Origin of the sequence: Pseudomonas taiwanensis (assembly GCF_013393345.1) — a bacterium.
GTDB classification, from domain to species: domain Bacteria; phylum Pseudomonadota; class Gammaproteobacteria; order Pseudomonadales; family Pseudomonadaceae; genus Metapseudomonas; species Metapseudomonas resinovorans_C.
This window is the reverse complement of the sequence record NZ_QJRF01000040.1, coordinates 112,553-133,105: the sequence shown is the minus strand read 5'-3', so window position 1 is coordinate 133,105 and position 20,553 is coordinate 112,553. Positions and strand designations below refer to the sequence as shown.

General features: G+C 61.1%; 21 protein-coding genes and 1 pseudogene. 9 read left to right on the top strand and 13 right to left on the bottom strand.

The features are described from left to right. Positions 1-3: 3 nt before the first annotated feature. Positions 4-660 carry a DsbA family oxidoreductase gene (locus DM872_RS06610; protein WP_179058710.1) on the bottom strand — a complete coding sequence of 219 codons (657 nt, stop codon included), beginning with the start codon at positions 658-660 and terminating at the stop codon, positions 4-6. A gap of 288 nt (positions 661-948) precedes the next feature. Here DM872_RS06610 and DM872_RS06605 point away from each other — a divergent pair, with 288 nt between their 5' ends. Then, the gene (locus DM872_RS06605; protein WP_179058709.1) at positions 949-1,452 is read left to right on the top strand and encodes an HvfX family Cu-binding RiPP maturation protein; all 504 of its coding nucleotides are present in this window, start codon (positions 949-951) and stop codon (positions 1,450-1,452) included. A gap of 21 nt (positions 1,453-1,473) precedes the next feature. Further along, positions 1,474-2,523: an alpha/beta fold hydrolase gene (locus DM872_RS06600; RefSeq protein ID WP_179058708.1), complete on the top strand. Its 1,050-nt coding sequence runs from the start codon at positions 1,474-1,476 to the stop codon at positions 2,521-2,523. 193 nt (positions 2,524-2,716) lie between these two features. Here DM872_RS06600 and DM872_RS06595 read toward each other — a convergent pair whose 3' ends face one another. The 3 genes from DM872_RS06595 to DM872_RS06585 are packed head-to-tail and all read right to left on the bottom strand — an operon-like array spanning position 2,717 to position 4,691. Beyond that, on the bottom strand, positions 2,717-3,580 hold the full coding sequence (locus DM872_RS06595) for a DUF3618 domain-containing protein (protein ID WP_179058707.1): 864 nt from the start codon (positions 3,578-3,580) through the stop codon (positions 2,717-2,719). Then, complete coding sequence (locus DM872_RS06590; protein WP_179058706.1) at positions 3,577-4,008, bottom strand: phage holin family protein; 432 nt, start codon at positions 4,006-4,008, stop codon at positions 3,577-3,579. The genes DM872_RS06595 and DM872_RS06590 overlap by 4 nt, the downstream gene beginning before the upstream one ends. Next, positions 4,005-4,691 carry a hypothetical protein gene (locus DM872_RS06585; RefSeq protein WP_179058705.1) on the bottom strand — a complete coding sequence of 229 codons (687 nt, stop codon included), beginning with the start codon at positions 4,689-4,691 and terminating at the stop codon, positions 4,005-4,007. Before DM872_RS06585 ends, DM872_RS06590 begins: the two co-directional genes overlap by 4 nt. A gap of 213 nt (positions 4,692-4,904) precedes the next feature. Here DM872_RS06585 and DM872_RS30845 point away from each other — a divergent pair. Both DM872_RS30845 and DM872_RS06580 read left to right on the top strand, forming a co-directional pair. After that, positions 4,905-5,000: pseudogene (locus DM872_RS30845) on the top strand (DUF2188 domain-containing protein); the annotation flags it as partial. A gap of 108 nt (positions 5,001-5,108) precedes the next feature. Further along, positions 5,109-5,534, top strand: coding sequence for a low affinity iron permease family protein (locus DM872_RS06580; protein ID WP_179058704.1), 426 nt, complete (start codon positions 5,109-5,111; stop codon positions 5,532-5,534). 58 nt (positions 5,535-5,592) lie between these two features. Here the strand turns inward: DM872_RS06580 and DM872_RS06575 are convergent, their stop codons facing one another. Both DM872_RS06575 and DM872_RS06570 read right to left on the bottom strand, forming a co-directional pair. Next, the gene (locus DM872_RS06575; protein WP_179058703.1) at positions 5,593-9,720 is read right to left on the bottom strand and encodes a CheR family methyltransferase; all 4,128 of its coding nucleotides are present in this window, start codon (positions 9,718-9,720) and stop codon (positions 5,593-5,595) included. A 283-nt stretch (positions 9,721-10,003) separates the two neighbouring features. Beyond that, entirely contained in the window at positions 10,004-10,288 is a 285-nt protein-coding gene (locus DM872_RS06570; protein ID WP_179058702.1) for an EAL domain-containing protein, read from the bottom strand. Positions 10,289-10,470: 182 nt separating this feature from the next. On the opposite strand from DM872_RS06570, the gene DM872_RS06565 reads away from it, so the two are divergent. Further along, positions 10,471-10,671: a DUF2934 domain-containing protein gene (locus DM872_RS06565; protein ID WP_179058701.1), complete on the top strand. Its 201-nt coding sequence runs from the start codon at positions 10,471-10,473 to the stop codon at positions 10,669-10,671. A gap of 64 nt (positions 10,672-10,735) precedes the next feature. Here DM872_RS06565 and DM872_RS06560 read toward each other — a convergent pair whose 3' ends face one another. The 4 genes from DM872_RS06560 to DM872_RS06545 all read right to left on the bottom strand — a co-directional run bounded on the left by DM872_RS06560 (position 10,736) and on the right by DM872_RS06545 (position 13,632). Beyond that, positions 10,736-10,981 (bottom strand): hypothetical protein, encoded by a 246-nt coding sequence (locus DM872_RS06560; RefSeq protein WP_179058700.1) that lies wholly within the window; start codon positions 10,979-10,981, stop codon positions 10,736-10,738. A 172-nt stretch (positions 10,982-11,153) separates the two neighbouring features. After that, complete coding sequence (locus DM872_RS06555; protein WP_179058699.1) at positions 11,154-11,507, bottom strand: DUF3509 domain-containing protein; 354 nt, start codon at positions 11,505-11,507, stop codon at positions 11,154-11,156. Between the two features lie 382 nt (positions 11,508-11,889). Further along, entirely contained in the window at positions 11,890-12,357 is a 468-nt protein-coding gene (locus DM872_RS06550) for a hemerythrin domain-containing protein (RefSeq protein WP_179058698.1), read from the bottom strand. Positions 12,358-12,465: 108 nt separating this feature from the next. Then, positions 12,466-13,632 carry a zinc-dependent alcohol dehydrogenase gene (locus tag DM872_RS06545; RefSeq protein WP_179058697.1) on the bottom strand — a complete coding sequence of 389 codons (1,167 nt, stop codon included), beginning with the start codon at positions 13,630-13,632 and terminating at the stop codon, positions 12,466-12,468. A gap of 799 nt (positions 13,633-14,431) precedes the next feature. On the opposite strand from DM872_RS06545, the gene DM872_RS06540 reads away from it, so the two are divergent. Beyond that, a complete protein-coding gene (locus DM872_RS06540; protein WP_179058696.1) occupies positions 14,432-17,011 on the top strand; it encodes a PAS domain-containing protein in 2,580 nt (859 codons plus the stop codon). Between the two features lie 215 nt (positions 17,012-17,226). Here the strand turns inward: DM872_RS06540 and DM872_RS06535 are convergent, their stop codons facing one another. Genes DM872_RS06535 through DM872_RS06525 form a run of 3 tightly spaced genes read right to left on the bottom strand, consistent with a single transcriptional unit; the run spans position 17,227 to position 18,597 of the window. After that, positions 17,227-17,403: a KGG domain-containing protein gene (locus DM872_RS06535; protein WP_179058695.1), complete on the bottom strand. Its 177-nt coding sequence runs from the start codon at positions 17,401-17,403 to the stop codon at positions 17,227-17,229. Next, positions 17,400-17,747 (bottom strand): hypothetical protein, encoded by a 348-nt coding sequence (locus DM872_RS06530; protein ID WP_179058694.1) that lies wholly within the window; start codon positions 17,745-17,747, stop codon positions 17,400-17,402. The genes DM872_RS06535 and DM872_RS06530 overlap by 4 nt, the downstream gene beginning before the upstream one ends. Then, positions 17,740-18,597: an SDR family oxidoreductase gene (locus DM872_RS06525; RefSeq protein WP_179058693.1), complete on the bottom strand. Its 858-nt coding sequence runs from the start codon at positions 18,595-18,597 to the stop codon at positions 17,740-17,742. The genes DM872_RS06530 and DM872_RS06525 overlap by 8 nt, the downstream gene beginning before the upstream one ends. Positions 18,598-18,814: 217 nt before the next feature. On the opposite strand from DM872_RS06525, the gene DM872_RS06520 reads away from it, so the two are divergent. The 3 genes from DM872_RS06520 to DM872_RS06510 all read left to right on the top strand — a co-directional run bounded on the left by DM872_RS06520 (position 18,815) and on the right by DM872_RS06510 (position 20,537). Continuing rightward, positions 18,815-19,330, top strand: a complete 516-nt coding sequence (locus DM872_RS06520) for a DUF4142 domain-containing protein (RefSeq protein ID WP_179058692.1) — start codon at positions 18,815-18,817, stop codon at positions 19,328-19,330. 155 nt (positions 19,331-19,485) lie between these two features. Next, positions 19,486-20,208 (top strand): DUF2238 domain-containing protein, encoded by a 723-nt coding sequence (locus tag DM872_RS06515; RefSeq protein ID WP_256873303.1) that lies wholly within the window; start codon positions 19,486-19,488, stop codon positions 20,206-20,208. Next, a complete protein-coding gene (locus DM872_RS06510) occupies positions 20,205-20,537 on the top strand; it encodes a four-helix bundle copper-binding protein (protein ID WP_179058691.1) in 333 nt (110 codons plus the stop codon). Before DM872_RS06515 ends, DM872_RS06510 begins: the two co-directional genes overlap by 4 nt. Positions 20,538-20,553 lie beyond the last annotated feature (16 nt).

Genomic DNA, 20,553 nt, shown 5'->3' with positions numbered 1-20,553 from the left:
TGATCAGGCCTCGGTTGGGGCCTGTACCATTTGCCTGAGCATCTGCTCGTAGTACTCGACGGACTGCGATCCAGACACCAGGTGGCTGCCATTGAGGATCAGCGCCGGTACCGACTGGATACCGCGCTCACGGTAGAACGCTTCAAGCTCTTGAACCTCCTCGGCGAATGCGCCTGTGTCCAGCACCTCACGTGCTCGCACCGCATCCAACCCGGCTTCGCTCGCCAGTCGCACGAGTGTCTCGTGATCGCTCGGGTTCTCGCCGTCGGCGAAATAAGCGCGGAGCAGGACTTTCTTGAGCGCCCTCTGCCGCCCTTCCTGCAGCGCCCAGAACAACAGGCGATGAGCATCGAAGGTGTTGTAGAAGTGGCTGCGCTTTTCCAGGTCGAAATGGAAGCCGATGGCCTGGCCACGGGCGATCACCATCTCGTTCCTGGAGGCGACTTCTTCGGCGCTCCGCCCGTACTTGCGCATCATGTGTCGCGTCGCGGCCTCGCCTTCGGGCGGCATGTCCGGGTTCAACTCGAACGGCTTGTAGGTCAGCTCGACGAGGACTTCACCGGCGAGGTTGGCGATGGCCTGGTCCAGCGCCGTCGCGCCCAGGGCGCACCACGGGCACACCACATCGGAGACGAAATCGATGGTTACGGACGGCGTCATGGCTGAGCCTCCGTGAATTCAGGGGTAATGCGCACGTTGACGAACGACATGACAGCTCTCCAGTGACCTCCCATCGACATGATGGGCAGTTGTCGGAGGCGAATTTAGGGTTCAGGCGAAGCGGGATAAAGACGGGGCTTTGCACATCATTGATGACGTGATGTAACGAGTCGCCACTACACAGGGATACATGAGGGCTCGTAGCGGACACATACGGGACAAGCAGCCTTGTCAGCATCTGCTGAACGGCATCCCGCCGACCGCCTTCCACTGTCATAGGAACCCGTCATGAGCCGCGTCGCATTCCTCTCCCCCTTGCAGTTCGTCTTCAACCACCTGGACCGGCTAGGCGCCTGGAGTGCCGACATTCCCCTGCGCCTGTTCCTGGCGTGGGAGTTCTACGAGTCCGGCCTGGAAAAATGGAACGGCCAGAACTGGTTCACGGATATCCAGTCTGCCTTTCCCTTTCCGTTCGACCTGCTCCCGCCCGAGCTGAGCTGGCAGATGTCGATGTGGGTCGAACTGATCGCACCGCTGTTGTTGATCCTGGGGTTGGGTACTCGCTTTGCCGTCTTCTCCCTGATGGTGTTGACGGTGGTCGCCATCGCCGCCGTGCACTGGCCGGAACAATGGTCGACCCTCGGGGAGCTCGCCCAGGGCTATGCCATCAGCGACAAGGGATTCGGCAACTACAAGCTACCGCTGATCTACCTGGTGGCCGCCCTCCCCTTGCTGCTCAATGGCGCAGGACGTCTCAGCCTCGACGCCCTACTCTTCCGAAAGAAAGCCTGACGCGGAAAAAAGGAGACAACCATGTCAAATGAGTTCAGCTTCAACCGCCGTCGTTTCCTGGCCGCTTCACTGGTGACCCTGGCGTCCGCCGAACTCGTCGTCGGCAGTGCGCATGCGCAATCCGATGCACCGAAGGCTCCAGCCGCACCGGCACCCGCGACAGGCGCGAACACATCGCTCGGACCACTTCACCATGTAGATGCGGGCGTCCTGAACGTCGCCTATGCCGAAGCCGGTCCGGCCGATGGCCGTGTGGTGATCCTTCTCCACGGCTGGCCGTATGACATTCACAGCTTCGTCGATGTCGCGCCACTGCTCGCATCGGCCGGCTACCGGGTGCTCGTCCCCTACCTGCGCGGCTATGGCCCGACGCGCTTCCTGTCGAACGAGACTGTCCGAAGCGGGCAGCCAGTGGCCATCGCTTCCGACATCGTCGCCTTCATGGATGCGCTGAAGATCGACAAGGCGATTCTTGCCGGCTTTGATTGGGGCTCACGCACCGCCAACATCGTCGCGGCACTCTGGCCGGAGCGCTGCAAGGCGATGGTGTCCGTCAGCGGCTACCTGATCGGCAGCCAGGAGGTCGGCAGGCAGCCCTTGCCGCCGAAGAACGAATTGCAGTGGTGGTACCAGTTCTACTTCGCCACCGAGCGTGGCCAGGCCGGCTATGACAAGTACCGCCACGACTTCGCGAAGCTGATCTGGCAGAACGCATCGCCGCAGTGGACGTTCGACGATGCCACCTTCGAACGCAGCGCAGCCGCCTTCGACAACCCGGATCACGTCGCCATCGTCATCCACAACTACCGCTGGCGCCTCGGCATGGTCGAAGGTGAGGCGAAGTTCGACGCCCTGGAAAGCCGGCTGGCGGAGTTCCCCGTGATCAGCGTGCCGACCATCACGCTGCAGGGCGATGCCGATGGCGCGCCGCGGCCTGACCCCGCCGTCTATGCGAAGAAGTTCTCGGGCAAATACCAGCACCGCGCCATCGAAGGTGGCATTGGCCACAACCTGCCCCAGGAGGCGCCCCACGCGTTTGCGCAAGCCGTCATCGACGCTGATAAGTTCTGAGGCGGAGCTTCGGGCTAATCCGAGCCCCAAAATCTTTAGGAGCGAGCTTGCTCGCGAACATTCGGCGCACACCTTTCGCGAGCAAGCTCGCTCCTACAAGAAAACCGTCTCACCCTTGCGAGTCTTGCTAGCGCCGCCCGCTCGCAATGGAGTTTCGGGCGAACGCCAGAGCCTGAAATGTAGGAGCCTTGACTCAATTCGAACTCGGTCGATGGTCCGTTGCGCCGTACTCGTCTGGGCGGTGGACCTCATCGGCTGGCGAGCGGGTTGAAGACGCGGCGCGTCGTTGAACGTTTTCCATGGCTGCCTTGCCAGTCTCCGCGACCTTGTCGTAGCCCTCCCGCATCAAGCGTTTCGCCTCATCGGTCAGGCGATCGCTCGCCTGTCCCATAAGCCGGTTTTCCTGTGGAGTGCTGGGCAGTGCGGTGCCTATCAGCGCGCCAATGGCAATGCCCATCGCTGCCAGGGCCAAGGGCTGTTCACGCAGCAGATAGTCGAAGCCGTTCCTGACCGAATCGGACTGGTGCCGCAGTGAGTCCGCCATGTGATGGCTGCGCTCGTTTACGGTGTATTTGACCGTGTCGAAGCCGTCGCTCAGATAGTCGACACGCGCACTGGCCGCCTCCCGTCCATGGCGAAGCGATTCCTTGGCATGATCCACCGCGCCCGACACCGCATCCGCCGCACGGCCGAAGCTATCCCTGACACCGTCGGCCATGTTCCGGACGCCGCCGTCCGCGCCGAACTCACCCATTGAATACGTGGGCCTTGGGACCGGAGGTGTACGGTTCTGCCCGAGCATCAGCCACGCCAGGCCGATGGAGGTCAGCACCGTCGGCACCGGATTGTTCTTCAAGGTGGTGCCCAGGTTGTTGAAGAACTCGGCGCCGTTGTCCTTGGTGAAAGCCAGCGCCTGGTCAACCAGTTGGCCGGGCGACAGCTTGTTCTCCAGCGCGTTGACGATATTGCCGATATTGGAGCGCTGCTGTTCGATCTCCCGCTCAAGTGTTTCCGGGTCCTTGTGTGACTCGACTTCGATCTGGCTTTGAGTGCTCATGTCATTCTCCTCATCACCGCGTCCTTGTCTTTCTGCAGCGAACTGACGGTCCGCTCAGGCGTGAGATGCGACGGCTCGAACTGTTTCTTGCCGGCCTGAACCATGATGAAACCGGCCAGCGTGGCCACACCTCCGACGATCAATGCGGCCATCCAGGGTGCCAGGACCAGACTCAGCCCATAAACCGCCGACATCAGCAGCATGATGAAGCCGCCGAGCAACACCACCACCCCACCGGCAACACCGGCGATGCCAGCCTTGGTGGAGCGCAGGGATTCCTGCATTTCAGCCTTGGCCAGTGCGAGTTCCTTGGTGAACAGTTGCTGAACTTCGTGGCTCAACTGACGTATCAACCCCATCACCGTCGAGCCGTTCTCTGGACGCTCTAGCGGGGTGGAGTCCGAGCGAATGTTGTGTTGATCAGTCATTCCGATACTCCTTTGCGCAGATCGTCATCGCCGATGCGCAGGTCGTCATCGCCGATGCGCAGGTCGTCATCAAACCGGTCGGTGAGAGTAGGCACGAGCGGGTCGCTGTAACGATCAAGTGGGTCGGGGTCTGGCGGCATTGCCGTGGTCCGTGCGGTCGTTTCCGGCGTGGAATCAACCGGGCTGAAATCCTGTGCCGGATCACGGACGTAACCTGCATCGTCAGGCGGGCTGGTACCGGCTGAATCGCGCACGCGGGTGCTGGTTGCGTTGAAGAAACGCGACAGCCCAAATCCGATCGCAACGCTACCGGCAACGAACAGCGCCGGATTATCGCGAGCCAACTGGCCGGTTTGCCTGATCAGTTGATCGACACTCTTGCCGCGCAGATTGTCGGCGAGCGACGTCATGCGTTCGGCCATGTCGGCGACGTAATGGGAGATGCCCAAGGCGTCGTTCCGCTCCAGGTCCGAAACCGCCATTCGTGCCCCTTCCGCCAGCGATTCCAGCTGGTCGGCGGCGGTGTCCCGGTACTGCTCGTACTGCGACATGGCCTGCTCCTGGGCGTCTTGTGCGAGTCCTGCTGCGCCGTCTTTCAGATCCCGCAGGTGCTCGCCCATTTCAGTGCTGGGCGGGTCAGCGTTCTTGCCCGCGGGCGGATTGTTTCTGGGGTAGGTTTCCATGCTGATTCACCTTTCTTTGGAAGTCAGGGAGATGGGCACCTCGCTTCGCGGACCTCGCCATCAAAGATCAGGTTGCCTAGTAGGGGGATGATCGGTGGGGTGGAGAGTTCAAGGAGAAAGATAAAAGGCATAAGTCGAGCTGTTTTCGCTCTGACAGGGCTGGTCAGCGGGAGAAAGATTGAATCCGGATTGCCGTCTGGAGATCGAATATGGCGAGAAGGAACAGTGAAGATTCACACCAGAACGGGCGAAATCGAGGAAGAGCGTACTTACCCGAGGAGCGCCGATCTGCGCCGAACCAAGGGCTGAGGCGGGCCCTCGCAAAAAACCTGCACAGGGAAATCCCCTCGCGGTCACAGCAGAAATATCTGCGCTTCACACAGGTCCAGGGCACAGCATTCTGCATGGTGATCGATCATGAACTTCTCCAGACTCTCGTCGAAGCTATCCAGCGCAACCGGCAAACCCCACACATTCGTGGCCGCCGCATCGCTCGTGGTCTTGTGGGGGCTCAGCGGCCCGGTTTTCGGCTTCAACGACAGCTGGCAATTGGTGATCAACACTTCGACCACCATCATCACCTTCCTCATGGTGTTCCTCATCCAGCACACGCAGAACCGCGACAACGATGCGCTACACATCAAACTGGACGAACTGCTGCGGGCAACGGAGAGAGCCCACAACGCCTTGATCAGTCTCGACAAGATGGATTCCCGCACCCTTCACGACTTGCGCAAGGCTTATGGGAAGTTCGGGCTGGGTGAGGACACGGAAGCGGAAGAGCGTGAACTGGAGGAGCGCATTCAGTCATCGCGTAACAGCCGGAAGCCGCCTTCCAGCTGATTTCGCCGCCAGTCACTGTCCCCTGATAAAGCTGCTCTCCATCAAGAGCAAGGGCCGGTCAGCCCTTGCCGTTGCCAACGCCGATTTCCAGGGCCGCCCGTTGCAGCGTCTCCAGGGAAACTGGCTTGCTCACATGGGCATTGAACCCGGCCTCATAGGCCAGATCGGCATCGCTGGTCGTGCCGTAACCGGTGAGCGCGATGGCCGGGGTGTTCTCGTGGTGCGGCATCTGCCGGATGCGGCGCATCAGCTCGTGGCCGTCCATGCCGGGCATGCCGATATCCGACAGGATCAGATCCCAGCCGTCGTCCTCCAGTAGCTTGAGGGCCGAGATGCCGTCGTCCGCCGTGGTCACCGATGCCCCTTCCATTTCCAGCACCGCCTGCATGATGGTGCGGATATCGGCCGAGTCATCGACGATCAGCACGCGCAGGCCATTGAACTGGCCGCCATTCGTTTCTTCGATGGCAAGCTTTTCCTCGCTCTGTTGGTAGAGCGGAAGCCATACGCAGAAGGTCGCGCCTTGGCCGATGCCCGGTGAGTGCGCTTCTACCCTGCCGTGCTGCGCTTCCACCAGCTCCTTCACCAGCGCCAGGCCGATGCCGAGCCCTTCCTTGCGCGAAGCATGACGGCCTTCGTCGCCCTGGCCGAAGAGTTCGAAGATCAGCGGCAGCGATTCAGGGGCGATGCCCTGGCCGTTGTCGCGCACGGTGATCTTCAGCATTCCGGTGTCATGGGCGAGGCCAACCCGGATCGTGCCGTTGGCATGGGTGAACTTCACCGCATTGCTCAACAGGTTCCAGATGATCTGCTCCATGCGTACCGGGTCAGCTTCCGCGACCAGCAGCTCATCGCCGTTCCGGGGTGCGTCGATCTCGATGGCCACGTCCTTGGCCGTGGCGTCGGTGGTCAGCGCAGCAATGACTTCCTCGACAATGTTCTGGACGATGACCGGACCCAGGTTCAGCTTGAGCTTGCCGGTGTTCAGACGGGACAGGTCGAGCAGGTCGTCGATGATCCGTGCCTGGCTGCGCACCGAGCCGAGGATGCTGTCCACCGCGCGGGCCGCGACGGCGTGGCTCTTGACCATCGACAGCCGCGCGATCAGCTCGGTGTTCAGCTGGATCAGGTTCAACGGGTGCTTGAGTTCGTGGGACATCATGGCGAAGAACTCGTCGCGCAGGCGCATGCTTGCCTGGTTTTGTTGCAGGCGACTCTCCTGGTCTGCCTCCGCGCGTTTCTTGCCGGTGATGTCGCGGCCGATTCTGGCATAACCATGGGGACCGCCATTGGGCAGCGCGGTGGTGACGCTGCTGCAGAAGAAGCGCGAGCCGTCCTTGCGCACATGCCAGCGGTCATCTTCGGCACGGCCGGCCTCGCGGGCGATGCGCAGCTCGTTCATCAGCACGCCTGCGTGCCTGTCCTCCTCCGGGAAAATGAAATTGGCATTTTTTCCGATGACGTCCGTTTCTGCGTAGCCGTAGATACGCTCGGCGCCATTGTTCCAGCCGGTGATGCGACCATCCCGGTCCAGGGTGATGATGATGAAGTCCTGGGTGCTCTCCGCCGCCAGGCGCAGGCGTTCTTCGCTTTCGCGGGCCTTCTCCTCGGCGATACGCCGCTGGGTGATATCAATGAAAGTAAGCACTGCGCCATCGATCACATTTTCGGTGGTGCGATACGGCAGCATGCGCACGATGTACCAGCGCCCGTCATTGCTGGCGACTTCCCGCTCAATGGTTCGCAGCGACTCGAACGCATCCGCGGCGTCGGCGGACAGGGTCGGATAATCCAGGCGGTGGGTGATGTCCAGCAGCGAACGCCCGATGTCGGAGGAAATGATGCTGAAAATGGCCGTGGCGCGTGGCGTATAGGACTTGATCCGCATGTCGTGGCCGACGAACACCGTAGCGATATCCGTGGAGGCGATGAGGTTCTGCAGGTCGTCGTTGATCTTCCCGGTTTCCTCGACCTTGGTCTTCAGCTCCTGGTTGACGGTGATCAGCTCTTCGTTGATCGATTGCAGCTCTTCCTTGCTGGTCTCCAGCTCCTCGGTGGTAGAACGCAGTTCTTCGTTTATCGCCTGCAGTTCTTCGTTGGAGGCCTTCAGCTCTTCGGTGGAGGTTTCCGACTGCTCGATGGTCGCCTGCAGCTGTTCCTTGTTGCGTTGCAGCTCGCTTTCCAGCTGCGACAGCACGTTGTCCTTGATGTCCACCTGGGAAGAATCGACATCGTTGCTCATGGTTTCTTCGACCTCGTCGAAGATCACCAGGGCGAAGTCGGCGTCCATGTCGCGGAACGGTCGCACGACCATGTTGATGTAGGAGCTGGTGCCGTCCCGCTCATGCTTGACGCGACGCGCCTCGACGCTCTTGTTGGTCTGGAACGCCTGGAACAGTGCAGTGCGCAACTCCAGGCGCAGCGACGGATGGATCAGCGACAGCAGATTGTGCGACGGCTCGCCACCGACATAGCGGAGGTAGCGCCCCGACTGGTCGGACATGTGCACGATGTTCGATTCATGGTTCACCACCACGCTCGGCGGCGCGTACTGCTCCAGCACGCGCTGGTGGACTTCGGCAAAGGAAATACGTCGACGCTCCATGGGTCTTTCACTGCTCGGCTGCGGCATGTCCGTATAGCTGTTGACGGGCAAAGGCGCGGCGGTACGGCCGATGACCGAAGCGGCCTTCGCGCGGTAGATGCGGTTCTTCTTGTCCACCGGGGTGAACAGATCCATGCACACATCTGCCGATTCGGAACTTCCGAGGAACAGGTAGCCACCGGGCGCCAGCGCGAAATGGAACATCTGCAGGATGTCCGTCTGCACTTCCCGGTCGAGGTAGATCAGCAGGTTGCGGCATGAAATCAGGTGAAGCTTGGAGAACGGCGGATCGCGCAGCAGGTTGTGCATGGCGAACAGCACGCGCTCACGAATCTCCTTCTTCACGCGGAAGCGATTCTGCTCCTTGGTGAAGAACTGCCGCAGACGCTGGGGCGCGATATCCGGCAGGATCGCCTCCGGATACGTGCCGCTGCGGCCGATGGAAATGGAGTGCTCGTCGATGTCGGTGGCGAACACCTGGAATTTACGCTCGCTCTCGCTGTACTCGACGTACTCGGAGAGCAGCATGGCCATCGAATAGGCCTCTTCGCCGGAGGAGCAGCCGGCGCTCCATACGCGAATCAGCGCTTCGTCGTCCATGCGCATTTCGAACAGGCGCGGAATGATCTCCCGTTCGAGGGCTTCGAAGGCTTCGCGGTCACGGAAGAAATTGGTCACGCCAATGAGCATGTCGGTCAGCAGATAGCCAGTTTCCTCGGGCGTCGCCTGGAGGAAGCCGCGGTAGGCCGGCAGATCGCTCAGGCGATTGACCTGCATGCGCCGCTCGATGCGCCGCAGTACGGTCGCCCGCTTGTAATGCTTGAAATCGTGCCCCGTGCGGGTACGCAGGATGGTCAGGATGTCGCGCAACGCAGACTCGGCGACGCGGGCCTGGTCAGGGTCTTCGATCTTCCTGACCGGCTCCGATACATCCGCTTCCATCGGCAGCTTGATGGTGCGCATGGTTTCCCACAGCTCCATGAGCTTCTGCGGGATATCCGCTGCCGGCAGGACGAAATCGACCTGCCCGGTGGTGATCGCGCTGCGCGGCATGCTTTCGTATTCCGCGTCGTTCGGCTCCTGGGCGATGGTCACCCCACCCTGCTCCTTGACCCGGGAAAGGCCGGCGGAACCGTCGCTGCCATTGCCACTGAGGACAACGCCAACGGCGCGTTCCGTGTGGGCATCAGCCAGGGTGCGCATGAACAGGTCGATGGCGATATGCCGGGGTTGCGTGGCGTTCAGATCGCTGACACGCAGATAGCCGTCATTCATCGTCAGCTGCATGGCTGGGGAAATCAGGTAGACGCAGTTCTGCTCGATGGGGGTCGCGTGGGTGACCTGCTGGACCTTCATCTTGGTGGCTTTTTGCAGTATCTGGTCGGCGCTGCTCTCATGGTCCGGCGACAGGTGCATGACCACCACGAACGCCATGCCATTGTCATCGGGGATGTTCTCGAACACGCGAAGAAGCGCGGCAAGCCCGCCTGCGGAAGCGCCCAGCCCTACTACGGGGAAATCGAGGTGACTTGGCTGGACCTTCAGCTTGGCGTTATTACCACGGGGTTGTCGCTTGCTCATCACATCTGCCCTCATTCCGACACGGCTTTCCGACTTTCCGCGTCGATAGCTGTATCGGCAGTGATCCGTTTTGGTTGTTATGGCGATCCACAATCGAGGCGGGATGACCCATACCCGTCATGGCCAGATGCTAGGCATCGCGGGCCGTCCTTCAAATGCCAATAATACCGCTAAGAACGTGCCGCCATGGATAGTTTTCATGGGGCGGCACATGCAAGATCCGGTCAACTGTCCACGACTTCCCGTCGATTGCAATTAGTCGGGACGCGAACGTCGGGACGATCTAGACCTGATGCGTCGCGCTGGGCATTACTGCCAGGTTCAACAGCTGCTCCAGGGCATCGCGCCCCATGGGCTCGCTGAACAGATTCCAGCGGATCAGCGCTTCCACCGCAGAAATCGTGCGGTCGCGGGTGTGATGGCGCGGTTGGTAATACAGCTCCAGCTTTCCATGGCGCAGTGCCGTACGCAGCTCAAGTTCCCGGTGCTTCTTGGCCACCAGTAGCTGGTCCATGCTCTCGGAATGGAGACGCCAGGTATTGCGCCCGGCGGACTTCGCCTCGTACATCGCGACGTCAACGCAACGCCCCGCTGCCGCTTCTGGCCCATGAATGGGCCGGGACGCCACCTGAAGCAAAAACCCTGAACGCAATGCTGCTGGTGCGCTCACAACTAGACCCCCGCAAAGCAGGTCGGGCAAAACGCCTGATTCCTTTGCTTGTCTGCCACCCCCACTGGGAGGAGAAGCCGATGATCGACGAAAACGCCATCCGCGAACGGGCGTATGAGCTTTGGGAACTGCAGGGCCGTCCAGAGGGAGAAGAGGAGCACTTCTGGCGGCTTGCAGAAGAACAACTGCAAACAGAACAGGAATCAGGAGAGCGACCGTCGGACTCCTTCAGTGGCGGCATCGAATCCGGTGTAGCGCCCCCCGCCCCCAAGCCTGAGTGAATATCTTGCCAACAGCGTTGCAGGCAGCGCGGGGTTCGCCCCGCGCCTTCGTACGAAGCGGTCATCAGCAATCTGCAGAACTGAAGACCGGACGGCCGTGCTCGTCCACATGCAGCAGCATGGCAAGGGCCTCCTCCGCTGCCCTCAGGGCTTCGCATTTCCGGCGAAAATGCAGGCGGTGATAGACCTGGTGCAGCTTGGGCTTACTGTTGGCAGACAAGGACTGAATGGCGATGAAGGCAATAGCGTGGTCGCCATTTACGTAGGCTTCGCTCCATGCGGTGTGTGCGGGAAAATCTCGTTTCGTCATGGCAGTCTCAGGATCGTTAATTGTTGTTGTTCTGTACGTGATCACAGCTGTGCATCCTCGGGATGAACATACCAAAACACCGCCGCTCCACGAGGAGAACGGCGGTTCGATAAGCCGCGGAGCGACATCCTGCCGATGCCCACGGCGCTACTCTCGGTTCAGGCAAGGCCCGTCAGTGTTTTTCCATATGACGCTCATGCTCCAGCTTCCGGCGCTGAACCAGCGTCTTGGTCTTGGTCATGGTGATCGCTCCACCGTGATAGGTAGGCAAATCGCGCGGAATCCAGGTCGTACCCGCTCCATGCCAGACCACCTCCCCGGCAGCCAGCTTCATTTCGCGTAACAGTTCATGGATAACGCGTTCCGCGCAGGCTTCGCTGCACAGCACATTCCGGTCGATGGCCTTGCGGAGGGTCGCGCCCTTTTCGCCCCGAAGGGTGAGCAGGACGGAGCCATCCGGCCTGGACTGGAGTTCGACCTGGTATTGCGGAAACGCAAGGTGGAAGGCGGATGTGGGCAGATTCATGCGGACTCCGTTCTTGGCGATGTTGTAACGGAATCCAAGCAGCCTTCATGCCTGCTTCAATGCCTCTCCAAGGCATTGATAAGTGGGGAATTATTCCAAAATTCCCGAAACAGAAACGTGCAATCTGCACGATCGCGCGATAAGCGGTCGTGCAAATTGCACTACTAAAACCTGTAGGAGCAAGCTTGCTCGCGAAGAATCCGCGCTCGGACCGTTCGCCAGCAAGCTGGCTCCTACAGGGTCAGTACCTCCGCCGCTCCCGGGACTTGTAGGAGCGAGCTTGCTCGCGAAAATGCCACGCTCGGGCTTGTTCGCCAGCAAGCTGGCTCCTACAGGAGGTGATTCCTGGTGGGCCGGTCCCTGGCCCATTGAGGCGGCCGAATCAGGCCGCGTGCCCCATGGATTGCTTCATTTTCAGCTTGTGGCTTTCCATCTGCTGGCCCAACTCCTCGAGCCGCTTCTTGCCCAGCAGCTTTTCTGCCTTGGGAAACATCTCCTCTTCCTCTTCCTTGATGTGATGCTCCAGCAGTTCCTTGAGCACCTTCGCCCGCCCCGCAAAGGGGGCCGAATCAGCCGGCGTATTCAAGAGGTCCGGCAAGACCAGACTCTCGACCGTGCGATGCTCTTCCTTCGCTTCGTAGAACATCTTTTCCTCTTCCTTACCGCCGGCCTGCACATAGGCCGGATAGAAAATCCGTTCCTCGAGTTCGGTATGGATCGAGAGTTCGGTGTGGAGCTTGTTCAGCAGGTCCATGCGCGTCTTGGTGCCACGCTCCGTGGTGGCGGCGAGCTTCATCAGCATCTGTTTCACGAGCTGGTGATCCTTCTTGAGTAGATCGACTGCATTCATCGTCTTTCTCCTGGGCTGTGGTAACGGTGATGGTGAATCTGCTTAGTGGCTGACCGACTGGCCCGGGACCGGTTCGGGGAATCCTGCGAATGGCGTCGGCTGCCTGGTTCAGGGCCGCAGGATGACCTTGCGGCAGTCGTCTTCCTTGCGATCGAACATGCGATAACCCTGCGCCGCCTCGGCCAGTGGCAGGCGGTGACTGATGATGATTTGCGGATTCAGCTCGCCCTTCTGGATGTGCTCGAGCAGCTTCGGCAGCAACGCTTGCACATGGGTCTGGCCCATCTTGAACGTCAGCCCCTTGTCGAAGGCGTCGCCGAACAGGAAACCGTGAAGGAAGCCGGCATAGACGCCCGGCACGCTGACGATCCCGCCCCGCCGTACCGCCGCAATGCATTGGCGAATCGCCTTGCCGCTGCCCATTTCCAGCTTGAGGGTCGCCAGCAAGGTCTCGGTGGTGCTGCCCTTGGCTTCGAAGCCGACGGCATCGATCACCGCGTCCACGCCGCGATACCCCGGCGTCATCTGGATCATCCACTCCGCAGGATCGTCGATCTCGTCGAAGTTGATCGGAATCACGCCATAGGTATCGCGCGCATAGGCCAGGCGATACGGGTGGTGATCGACCATGAAGATGGTGTCCGCGCCCATCAGGCGTGCGCAGGCCGCAGCCATCAGTCCTACGGGCCCGGCACCGAAAATCGCCAGCGAACTGCCTGGCGTGACGCCAGCGTTGACCACCGCCTGATACCCCGTCGGCAGGATGTCCGTGAGGAACAGCACCTGCTCGTCATCCAGTCCATCGGGAATGGCAAACGGCCCCACATTAGCCCTCGGCACCCGCACGAACTCTGCCTGGCCGCCGGGTACGCCTCCATACAAATGGCTATAGCCGAACAGAGCCGCACCCGGCGGTATCGGTTTCTTGTTGAGGAGCGAGCCGCGTCCAGGGTTGGTGGTTTCGCAGGCGGCATGCAGGTTCATGCGGCAGAAGAAACATTCGCCGCAGGCGATGACGAAGGGGACGATCACGCGGTCGCCCTTTTTCACCCGTTGAACATCTGCGCCCACCTCCTCCACCACGCCCATGAACTCGTGGCCGAAGATGTCGCCGTCCTTCACCTGGGGAATCTTGCCCCGGTAGAGGTGCAGGTCCGATCCACAGATGGCGGTCGCCGTGACGCGGAGGATGATGTCGTCGGCATCGACCAGCACCGGGTCGGGCACGCTTTCCACGCGCACGTCGTGGGCGCCGTGGTAGGTCAACGCTTGCATGATCAGCTCCTTGCCCGGCGCGCCGGACGGATATGTTCAATGGCGACGCGAGCAATCACCACGCAGGACAGCGAATAGAGGTATGGACTGGAGGGTCTTCGCGGGTGTTCAAGGTTTTATCCGTAGGAGCGAGCTTGCTCGCGAATCACCGCTCGGACTGCTGGTTGTAGGAGCGAGCTTGCTCGCGAAAATCCCGCGCTCGGACTGTTCGCCAGCAAGCTGGCTCCTACAGGGTCGGTAGCCTGGGGAAATCCCACCGCCGACTTCGGGACTTGTAGGAGCGAGCTTGCTCGCGAAGAACCCGCGCTCGGACCTTCGCCAGCAAGCTGGCTCCTACAGGGTCGGTAGCCCCGGGAAATCCCGCCGCCGACTTCGGGACTTGTAGGAGCGAGCTTGCTCGCGAAAATCCCGCGCTCGGACCTTCGCCAGCAAGCTGGCTCCTACAGGGTCGGTAGCCCCGGGAAATCCCACCGCCGCTTCGGGACTTGTAGGAGCGAGCTTGCTCGCGAAGAACCCGCGCTCGGACCTTCGCCAGCAAGCTGGCTCCTACAGGGTCGGTTCGGTAGCCTGGGGAAATCCCACCGCCGCTTCGGGACTTGTAGGAGCGAGCTTGCTCGCGAAAATCGGCGCTCGGACGGTTCGCCAGCAAGCTGGCTCCTACGGGAACAGGGCTTGACCTATATTGAAATTGATCGACCGCTGGTCCGGGAGGGGGAACGCAATGCGACTCTCGTTCTCTTACTCGCTGGGAGATTGGGCTTAACCAGGGATCCCTATTCGCCTATCGGCCGCCGTCTTTATGGAACAGCTATCTGGCTCCGCCCCTGACGAGGCAACCTTTGACCTGAATTTTCTGCTCAACGGCGGTGCCGTCGGTGCGCTGTTGCAGAGCCGCGACTGGACGAGTTCGCCCTTGGGCCACCCGGCCAACTGGTCGCCCACGCTCAAGACCCTGATGTCCACCCTGTTGCCTGCCAAGGCCCAGATCGTGCTGTTCTGGGGGCCGAAATTCGTCGCCCTGTACAACGATGCCTACGTACCCACCATCGGCGCCAAGCATCCGCGCGCCCTGGGCCGCCCAGCCATCGAGAACTGGAGTGAACTCTGGAGCGACCTCGGCCCCCTCCTCGAAGGTGTGTGGGAAACCGGCGAAACCTTCACCGCCCAGGATCGACCCTTCTACATCGAGCGTGACGGACGGGGAGAAACCGCCTACTTCGATGTGTCCTACTCGGCCGTCCGGGAAGAAACGGGTTCGGTCGGCGGCGTGCTGTGCATCGTCACCGAAACCACCGAGCGCGTTCGATTCGAACGACGTCAGGCGTTCCTGCTCGAACTCAGCCAGACCCTGCGCTCCAGCTCCGATCCCGAAGAAATCGAAATCCTCGCCTTGCGCAAGATCGGCGAGGCACTCGGCGCCTCGCGGGTTTTCTTCGGCGAAGACAATGGCGACGGCGAGAGCTTCCGGGTTCATCGGGACTACTACCACGGCAACCGCTCGGCCTGCGGGCAGCATCGCTATCGGGATTTCGGCGGCGACCTGCTGCGCGCGCTGCGCTCAGGTCTTCCGGTAATCCGCGATGACATCACCAGCGAAAAGGGACTGACGGTCGGGGAAATGTCGCTGTGCGGCGAGCTGGATGTGGCGGCCACTTTGCACATCCCGGTCGTTCGCCATGGCAACCTGGAGGCGACGCTCGCCATCCACCATGATCATCCCCACGACTTCCTGCCTGCCGAAGTCACCCTGGCGGAAGAAATCGCAAAGCTGATCTGGAATTCTGTTCATCACGCCCGGTCGGAAATGGCCCTGCGGGCCAGCTCGGCACAGCTGTCAGCCATATTCGACCAGTGCAGCGCCGGCATCGCCGTCTGTGACCAGGACGGCAATTTCGCCCGGGTGAATGATCGCTATTGCGAGATCGTCGGACGCTCGCGCGAAATGCTGCTCGGGCTGTCGCTGCGCGATATATCCCAGGTCGACCACCCGCTCCCGGAACCGCTGGTGGATGACAGTCTCTGCATGGGGCCGTTACTGGAAGGCACTGGACGCTACATGTTGCCGAATGGCCAGACGGTGTGGGTCCAGAACCAGATCACGCCGCTGCTGAACGACCAGGAGCAGTTCAACGGCATCCTCCTGGTCTGCGTGGACATCAGCGCACGGGTCCGCGCCGAGGTGGAGTTGCGCAAGCTGAACGAGGACCTGGAAGGCCGGGTCGCTTCCATGGTCAGCCAGCGTGAGTCGGCGGTGGCGCAGCTGCACGAAGCACGCAAAATGGAAATGGTCGGCCAGCTCACTGGCGGCATCGCCCATGACTTCAACAACCTGCTCACGCCGATCATGGCGTCGCTGGAGCTGATTCGCCGGCGGTTGACCGAAGAGCGTGACCGGGGGCTTATCGATGGGGCATTGCTGTCGGCGGATCGCGCGCGAATCCTCGTTGGCCGCCTGCTGACGTTCGCGCGTCGGCAGACGCTCAAACCCCAGGCAATTGCACTGCACACCCTGATGAACGATATGAGTGACCTGCTCGGCCGCTCGCTCGGCCCGACCATCCCGGTCACCATCGATATTCCCGAGCAGTTGCCCCCCGTCATCGTCGACCCGCACCAACTCGAACTGGCGATCCTCAACCTGGCGGTCAATGGGCGTGATGCCATGCCGGAGGGCGGCGGGCTCACCATCGGCGCACAAGTGAAGGAAGTCGCGGAGGGCGCGATCAAGGGCATCGCCCCAGGACGATTCATGTGCCTCACGGTGACGGACGACGGTTGCGGCATGAGTGCCGAAACCCTGGAACGGTGCATGGAGCCATTCTTCTCCACCAAGGGCGTGGGCAAGGGCACCGGGCTCGGCCTTTCAATGGTGCAGGGGCTGGCGGCTCAGTCGGGTGGTGGCCTGAGCATCGTGTCGGAATCCGGGCGCGGCACCGAGGTTTCCTTGTGGTTGCCGATTGGCGAGGGGCCGGAAGTTTATCGAAGCGAGGCTGCGGTCGATGCGCCTCTTGCGTGCCGTCCCACCCAGGTGCTGCTGGTGGACGACGAGGAACTGGTACGCCAGACGACAGCGCTGCAACTAGGCGAACTCGGTTACCAGGTCACCTCGGCAGATTCGGCAGCCGCCGCCCTCGACCTGATCGAGGCAGGCCTGAAGCCGGATGTACTGGTGACCGATCACATCATGGCGGACAAGACGGGCGTCCAGCTCGCCCATGAACTGCGCCAGCGCAATGAAAGGCTTCCGGTATTGATCATCACCGGCTTCGCCAATCTCACGCCCAAGCAGCTGCGCGGATTCGAAGTGCTGACCAAACCCTATCGCCGCGTGGAACTCGCCGAGCGCCTTGCGCAGTTGCTGAACCAGCCGCACCGCTGACCGAAAAAAACCTTGAACGTTTCCGAAGGCGCCAATTCTCAATATTTGGAGCCTCTGGTGGCCTCCCCTCATACCACCGGAATGCGAGAAGCGGCAGGAGGCCGGCTCGTAGCTCTATACGGCTGCCCCACCGCCCCCTCATCGGCGGGGCGGCCGTTTTCATTTGGGGCGTCGAAGCGGCAGCCGAAGCCGCCGCTTCGCGCGGGGGATGGGGATTATCTGTCGCGTCCGCCACCGCCTTGCTGGCCGCCACCCTTGCGGCTGGTATCAGAAGGACGATCCTGCTCTTTCTTGATATCGCTGCCGCTTTGCTGGCCGCCTTTCCTTCCCGATTCGGATGCGCGATTACGATCCTCGTTGAAGTTGCCTTTACCGCCTTTTTGCTCGTTCATGAGTCGAATCTCCAGATGGTGAAGTAAGCGAATGCTGAGGCATTCCCCTTGTCCGAACCGACACAGCCGAGAATCGTTCCGACTCTTTTCGATTCCTGGGCCTCTCCAAACAAGCGCCCGCGGGACCGTTCCACCATCAGTTCGCCATCAGAATTTCTGCTTCGAATGCGGATTTTTTCTCTTATGGCGATCCGCTCGCTCAATGCAAACCCCCGATCTTGCTGCGGTGCTACGAACATCCAAACGAGCGTTTTCATTTCTGACCAGTTCGCCAGCATATGGCTGGAGGCGCCGAGCGCATTCGCCCGCCATGCGAAAACGGTCTGAGCGAAGGCTTCAACCATTGACCACGGTGCCGCCGTTCACGTGCAACACCTGCCCGCTCATGTACGAGGAGTCGCTGCTGCCCAGATAGACGTACGCCGGCGCAACTTCCGATGGCTGCCCCGGGCGTCCCATTGGCGTATCGGCACCGAATTTCGCCACCTTCTCGGGACTGAAGGTCGAGGGAATCAGCGGCGTCCAGATAGGACCAGGCGCCACCGCGTTCACCCGTATCTCGCGGTGTGCCAGGTTCATTGCCAGAGAGCGTGTGAAGGACGTGACGGCGCCCTTGGTGGATGAGTAATCCAGCAACATGGGATTGCCCTTGTAGGCGGTAATCGACGTGGTGTTGATGATGCTGGCGCCTTTCTTCAGGTAGGGCAGCGCCGCCTTGGTGAGCTGGAACATCGCGAAGATATTGGTGCGGAAGGTCTTCTCCCAGACATCCTCCTCCAGCTCTTCAAGATTCTTCTCCGGATGTTGTTCGCCGGCATTGTTCACCAGGATGTCGATGCGTCCCCATTTGGCCATGACATCGGCGACCACCCTGCGGCAGAACGCGCCATCGGCGGCGTCGCCGGCGAGGGCAAAGGCTTGTCCACCATGTCGGGCGATTTCATCCAGGGTCTTCTTCGCATCTTCGTTCTCATCCAGATACACCAGGGCCAGGTCGGCCCCTTCCATGGCGTAGTGAACGGCTATGGCGCGGCCGATTCCGCTGTCGCCGCCGGTGATGATCGCGACCTTGCCGGCGAGCTTTCCTCCCGCGCAATAGGCCGAGGAAAGGTACTCCGGCGCCGGCTGCATGTCGGACTCCAGGCCCGGCCGGCGATTCTGGTGCTGTGGTGGAAGGGTCTGTTTCTCGGACATGGTGATTTCCTCCGATAAAGCGCGTGTTGACCTGCCCTCCCCTCGCTGCGTGTGACCTTCGGGAAGCACTACTGTCGGCGGGGGCTCTAGGGTTGTGAGGATGCAAAACGCGCTTAGGTTCGAACTGCTTTCGGGCCTCGCACCGGCAAACTTTCTTGAACTTCCCCACCGCCCTCCTCTTCTACCGACGGTAACGCCCATATATGGAGGACTCACCATGATTCATTCGCTCAAACACACGCTGTTCGCGTTGTTCGCAGTGCTGGCGCTCGCCACTTCCGTGCAGGCCAAAGATGAAATCAGTGCCCAGGACTTCGTCGATCAGGCGTCGGCCGCTGGCATGGCCGAGGTGGAAGCCGGGAAGATGGCGTTGGAAAAAGGCACCAGTCCCAAGGTCAAGGAATTCGCCCGGATGATGGTCGATCAGCACACAGCTGCTAACCAGCAGCTCAAGGCCCTTGCCAGCAAACACGACCTCGAAATGGCCGACGCCCCCGGGCTGACGGAACAGGCCAAGGCGAAAATCCTGGAAATGCGTGACTCCGACTCCTTCGACAAGGCCTATGCCAACAACCAGGTCGAAGCCCACAAGGCAGTCGTCGAACTGTTCCAGACCGCCGCCAACTCCGAAGACGAAGCCATTCGTGCATTCGCCGTGAAAACGCTGCCCAAGCTCGAGGAACACCTGAAGATGGCGAAGCAGCTCGCTGAGGACCTCGTCGCCAAACAATAATCCCGCCCTTGCGGCTGATGACTGCCTGTAGGAGCGAGCTTGCTCGCTCCTACAGGCAGACGTCGTCGACGTTCCCCTAAAAAACTCCGAACGTTCGCTGCCCGGGCGCCTCCCATGTAGCAAGGGGCCATACCCGAACGGTGGAGCCTGGCGAAATGAGTAGAACGGGACCTGGCGAGAACCGCCATGGCGCAGACCCAATCCAGTTCCGGCACTACATGGGTGCCACGGACAAACGCCTGCAGTGGGCGCTGCTGATCCTTCTTCTGGTGTTCTTCGCCTTTCTGGCCATCGCACCCAAGGACCGCCAGGACTGGGCCATGGAGAACGGCCTGGTATTCGCACTGATGGCGATCGTGGTGTGCAGCTGGGGACGACTGCGCGTGTCCAATGGCTCGGCCTTGCTGCTTGTTGCCTTTCTCTGCATCCACGAAGTGGGTGCGCACTACACCTATTCGCTGGTGCCCTACGAGCAGTGGAGCAAAAGCCTTATCGGCCATGACCTCAATGAATTGCTGGGGTGGCGGCGCAACCAATTCGACCGCTTCGCCCATTTCACCTATGGGCTATTGCTCGTCTACCCCGTGCGTGAACTGCTGGTCCGCGTGACGCCTTTGCGGGGTTTCTCCGCCACCTTCCTGGCGATGAACCTGGTGCTGTCCACTTCGGCTGGCTACGAGCTGATCGAATGGCTCGGCGGCGAATACGTCGGCGGCGACAAGTCCGCCCGCTTCATCGCTGCCCAGAACGACAAATGGGATTCACAAAAGGACATGGCCCTGGCCTTGCTCGGTGCCGTGCTGGCGATGGGAATTGCCTGTCTGTCTCGACTCTTCACCCGATCCGGGGAACTCAAGCCACAGGAGATATCGTCATGACCGAGGAACATCGCTTCCAGACTTGCATCACGGCCTGCAACAGTTGCGCTACCGCCTGTGAAAGCTGCATGGCGGCCTGCCTCACCGAAGACCGTGCGACCACCCTCACCCGCTGCATCCAGCTGTGCCGCGACTGCGCCGACATCTGCCGGTCCTGCGCCTCGTTGATGATCCGCGAAAGCGAGTACGCCTCGGCCATGGGCCATGTGTGTCTGATGGCGTGCATCGATTGCGGCGAGGAATGCGCGGTGCATGGCAGCAACCATTGCCAGGAATGCGCCAGGGCATGCCAGGTCTGCGCCGAGGAATGCGAACTGATGACGGCATGAATCGCCGCCTCGGTTC

What these genes read in the sequence shown, in the direction of transcription:
- DM872_RS06560 (WP_179058700.1), bottom strand. Translation starts at nt 10,981, where the DNA reads ATGACGAAACGAGATTTTCCCGCACACACCGCATGGAGCGAAGCCTAC.
- DM872_RS06515 (WP_256873303.1), top strand. Translation starts at nt 19,486, where the DNA reads ATGAGTAGAACGGGACCTGGCGAGAACCGCCATGGCGCAGACCCAATC.
- DM872_RS06545 (WP_179058697.1), bottom strand. Translation starts at nt 13,632, where the DNA reads ATGCAAGCGTTGACCTACCACGGCGCCCACGACGTGCGCGTGGAAAGC.
- DM872_RS06555 (WP_179058699.1), bottom strand. Translation starts at nt 11,507, where the DNA reads ATGAATCTGCCCACATCCGCCTTCCACCTTGCGTTTCCGCAATACCAG.
- DM872_RS06510 (WP_179058691.1), top strand. Translation starts at nt 20,205, where the DNA reads ATGACCGAGGAACATCGCTTCCAGACTTGCATCACGGCCTGCAACAGT.
- DM872_RS06525 (WP_179058693.1), bottom strand. Translation starts at nt 18,597, where the DNA reads ATGTCCGAGAAACAGACCCTTCCACCACAGCACCAGAATCGCCGGCCG.
- DM872_RS06550 (WP_179058698.1), bottom strand. Translation starts at nt 12,357, where the DNA reads ATGAATGCAGTCGATCTACTCAAGAAGGATCACCAGCTCGTGAAACAG.
- DM872_RS06520 (WP_179058692.1), top strand. Translation starts at nt 18,815, where the DNA reads ATGATTCATTCGCTCAAACACACGCTGTTCGCGTTGTTCGCAGTGCTG.
- DM872_RS06580 (WP_179058704.1), top strand. Translation starts at nt 5,109, where the DNA reads ATGAACTTCTCCAGACTCTCGTCGAAGCTATCCAGCGCAACCGGCAAA.
- DM872_RS06605 (WP_179058709.1), top strand. Translation starts at nt 949, where the DNA reads ATGAGCCGCGTCGCATTCCTCTCCCCCTTGCAGTTCGTCTTCAACCAC.
- DM872_RS06585 (WP_179058705.1), bottom strand. Translation starts at nt 4,691, where the DNA reads ATGGAAACCTACCCCAGAAACAATCCGCCCGCGGGCAAGAACGCTGAC.
- DM872_RS06575 (WP_179058703.1), bottom strand. Translation starts at nt 9,720, where the DNA reads ATGAGCAAGCGACAACCCCGTGGTAATAACGCCAAGCTGAAGGTCCAG.
- DM872_RS06610 (WP_179058710.1), bottom strand. Translation starts at nt 660, where the DNA reads ATGACGCCGTCCGTAACCATCGATTTCGTCTCCGATGTGGTGTGCCCG.
- DM872_RS06530 (WP_179058694.1), bottom strand. Translation starts at nt 17,747, where the DNA reads ATGGTTGAAGCCTTCGCTCAGACCGTTTTCGCATGGCGGGCGAATGCG.
- DM872_RS06595 (WP_179058707.1), bottom strand. Translation starts at nt 3,580, where the DNA reads ATGAGCACTCAAAGCCAGATCGAAGTCGAGTCACACAAGGACCCGGAA.
- DM872_RS06565 (WP_179058701.1), top strand. Translation starts at nt 10,471, where the DNA reads ATGATCGACGAAAACGCCATCCGCGAACGGGCGTATGAGCTTTGGGAA.
- DM872_RS06570 (WP_179058702.1), bottom strand. Translation starts at nt 10,288, where the DNA reads ATGTACGAGGCGAAGTCCGCCGGGCGCAATACCTGGCGTCTCCATTCC.
- DM872_RS06535 (WP_179058695.1), bottom strand. Translation starts at nt 17,403, where the DNA reads ATGAACGAGCAAAAAGGCGGTAAAGGCAACTTCAACGAGGATCGTAAT.
- DM872_RS06600 (WP_179058708.1), top strand. Translation starts at nt 1,474, where the DNA reads ATGTCAAATGAGTTCAGCTTCAACCGCCGTCGTTTCCTGGCCGCTTCA.
- DM872_RS06590 (WP_179058706.1), bottom strand. Translation starts at nt 4,008, where the DNA reads ATGACTGATCAACACAACATTCGCTCGGACTCCACCCCGCTAGAGCGT.
- DM872_RS06540 (WP_179058696.1), top strand. Translation starts at nt 14,432, where the DNA reads ATGGAACAGCTATCTGGCTCCGCCCCTGACGAGGCAACCTTTGACCTG.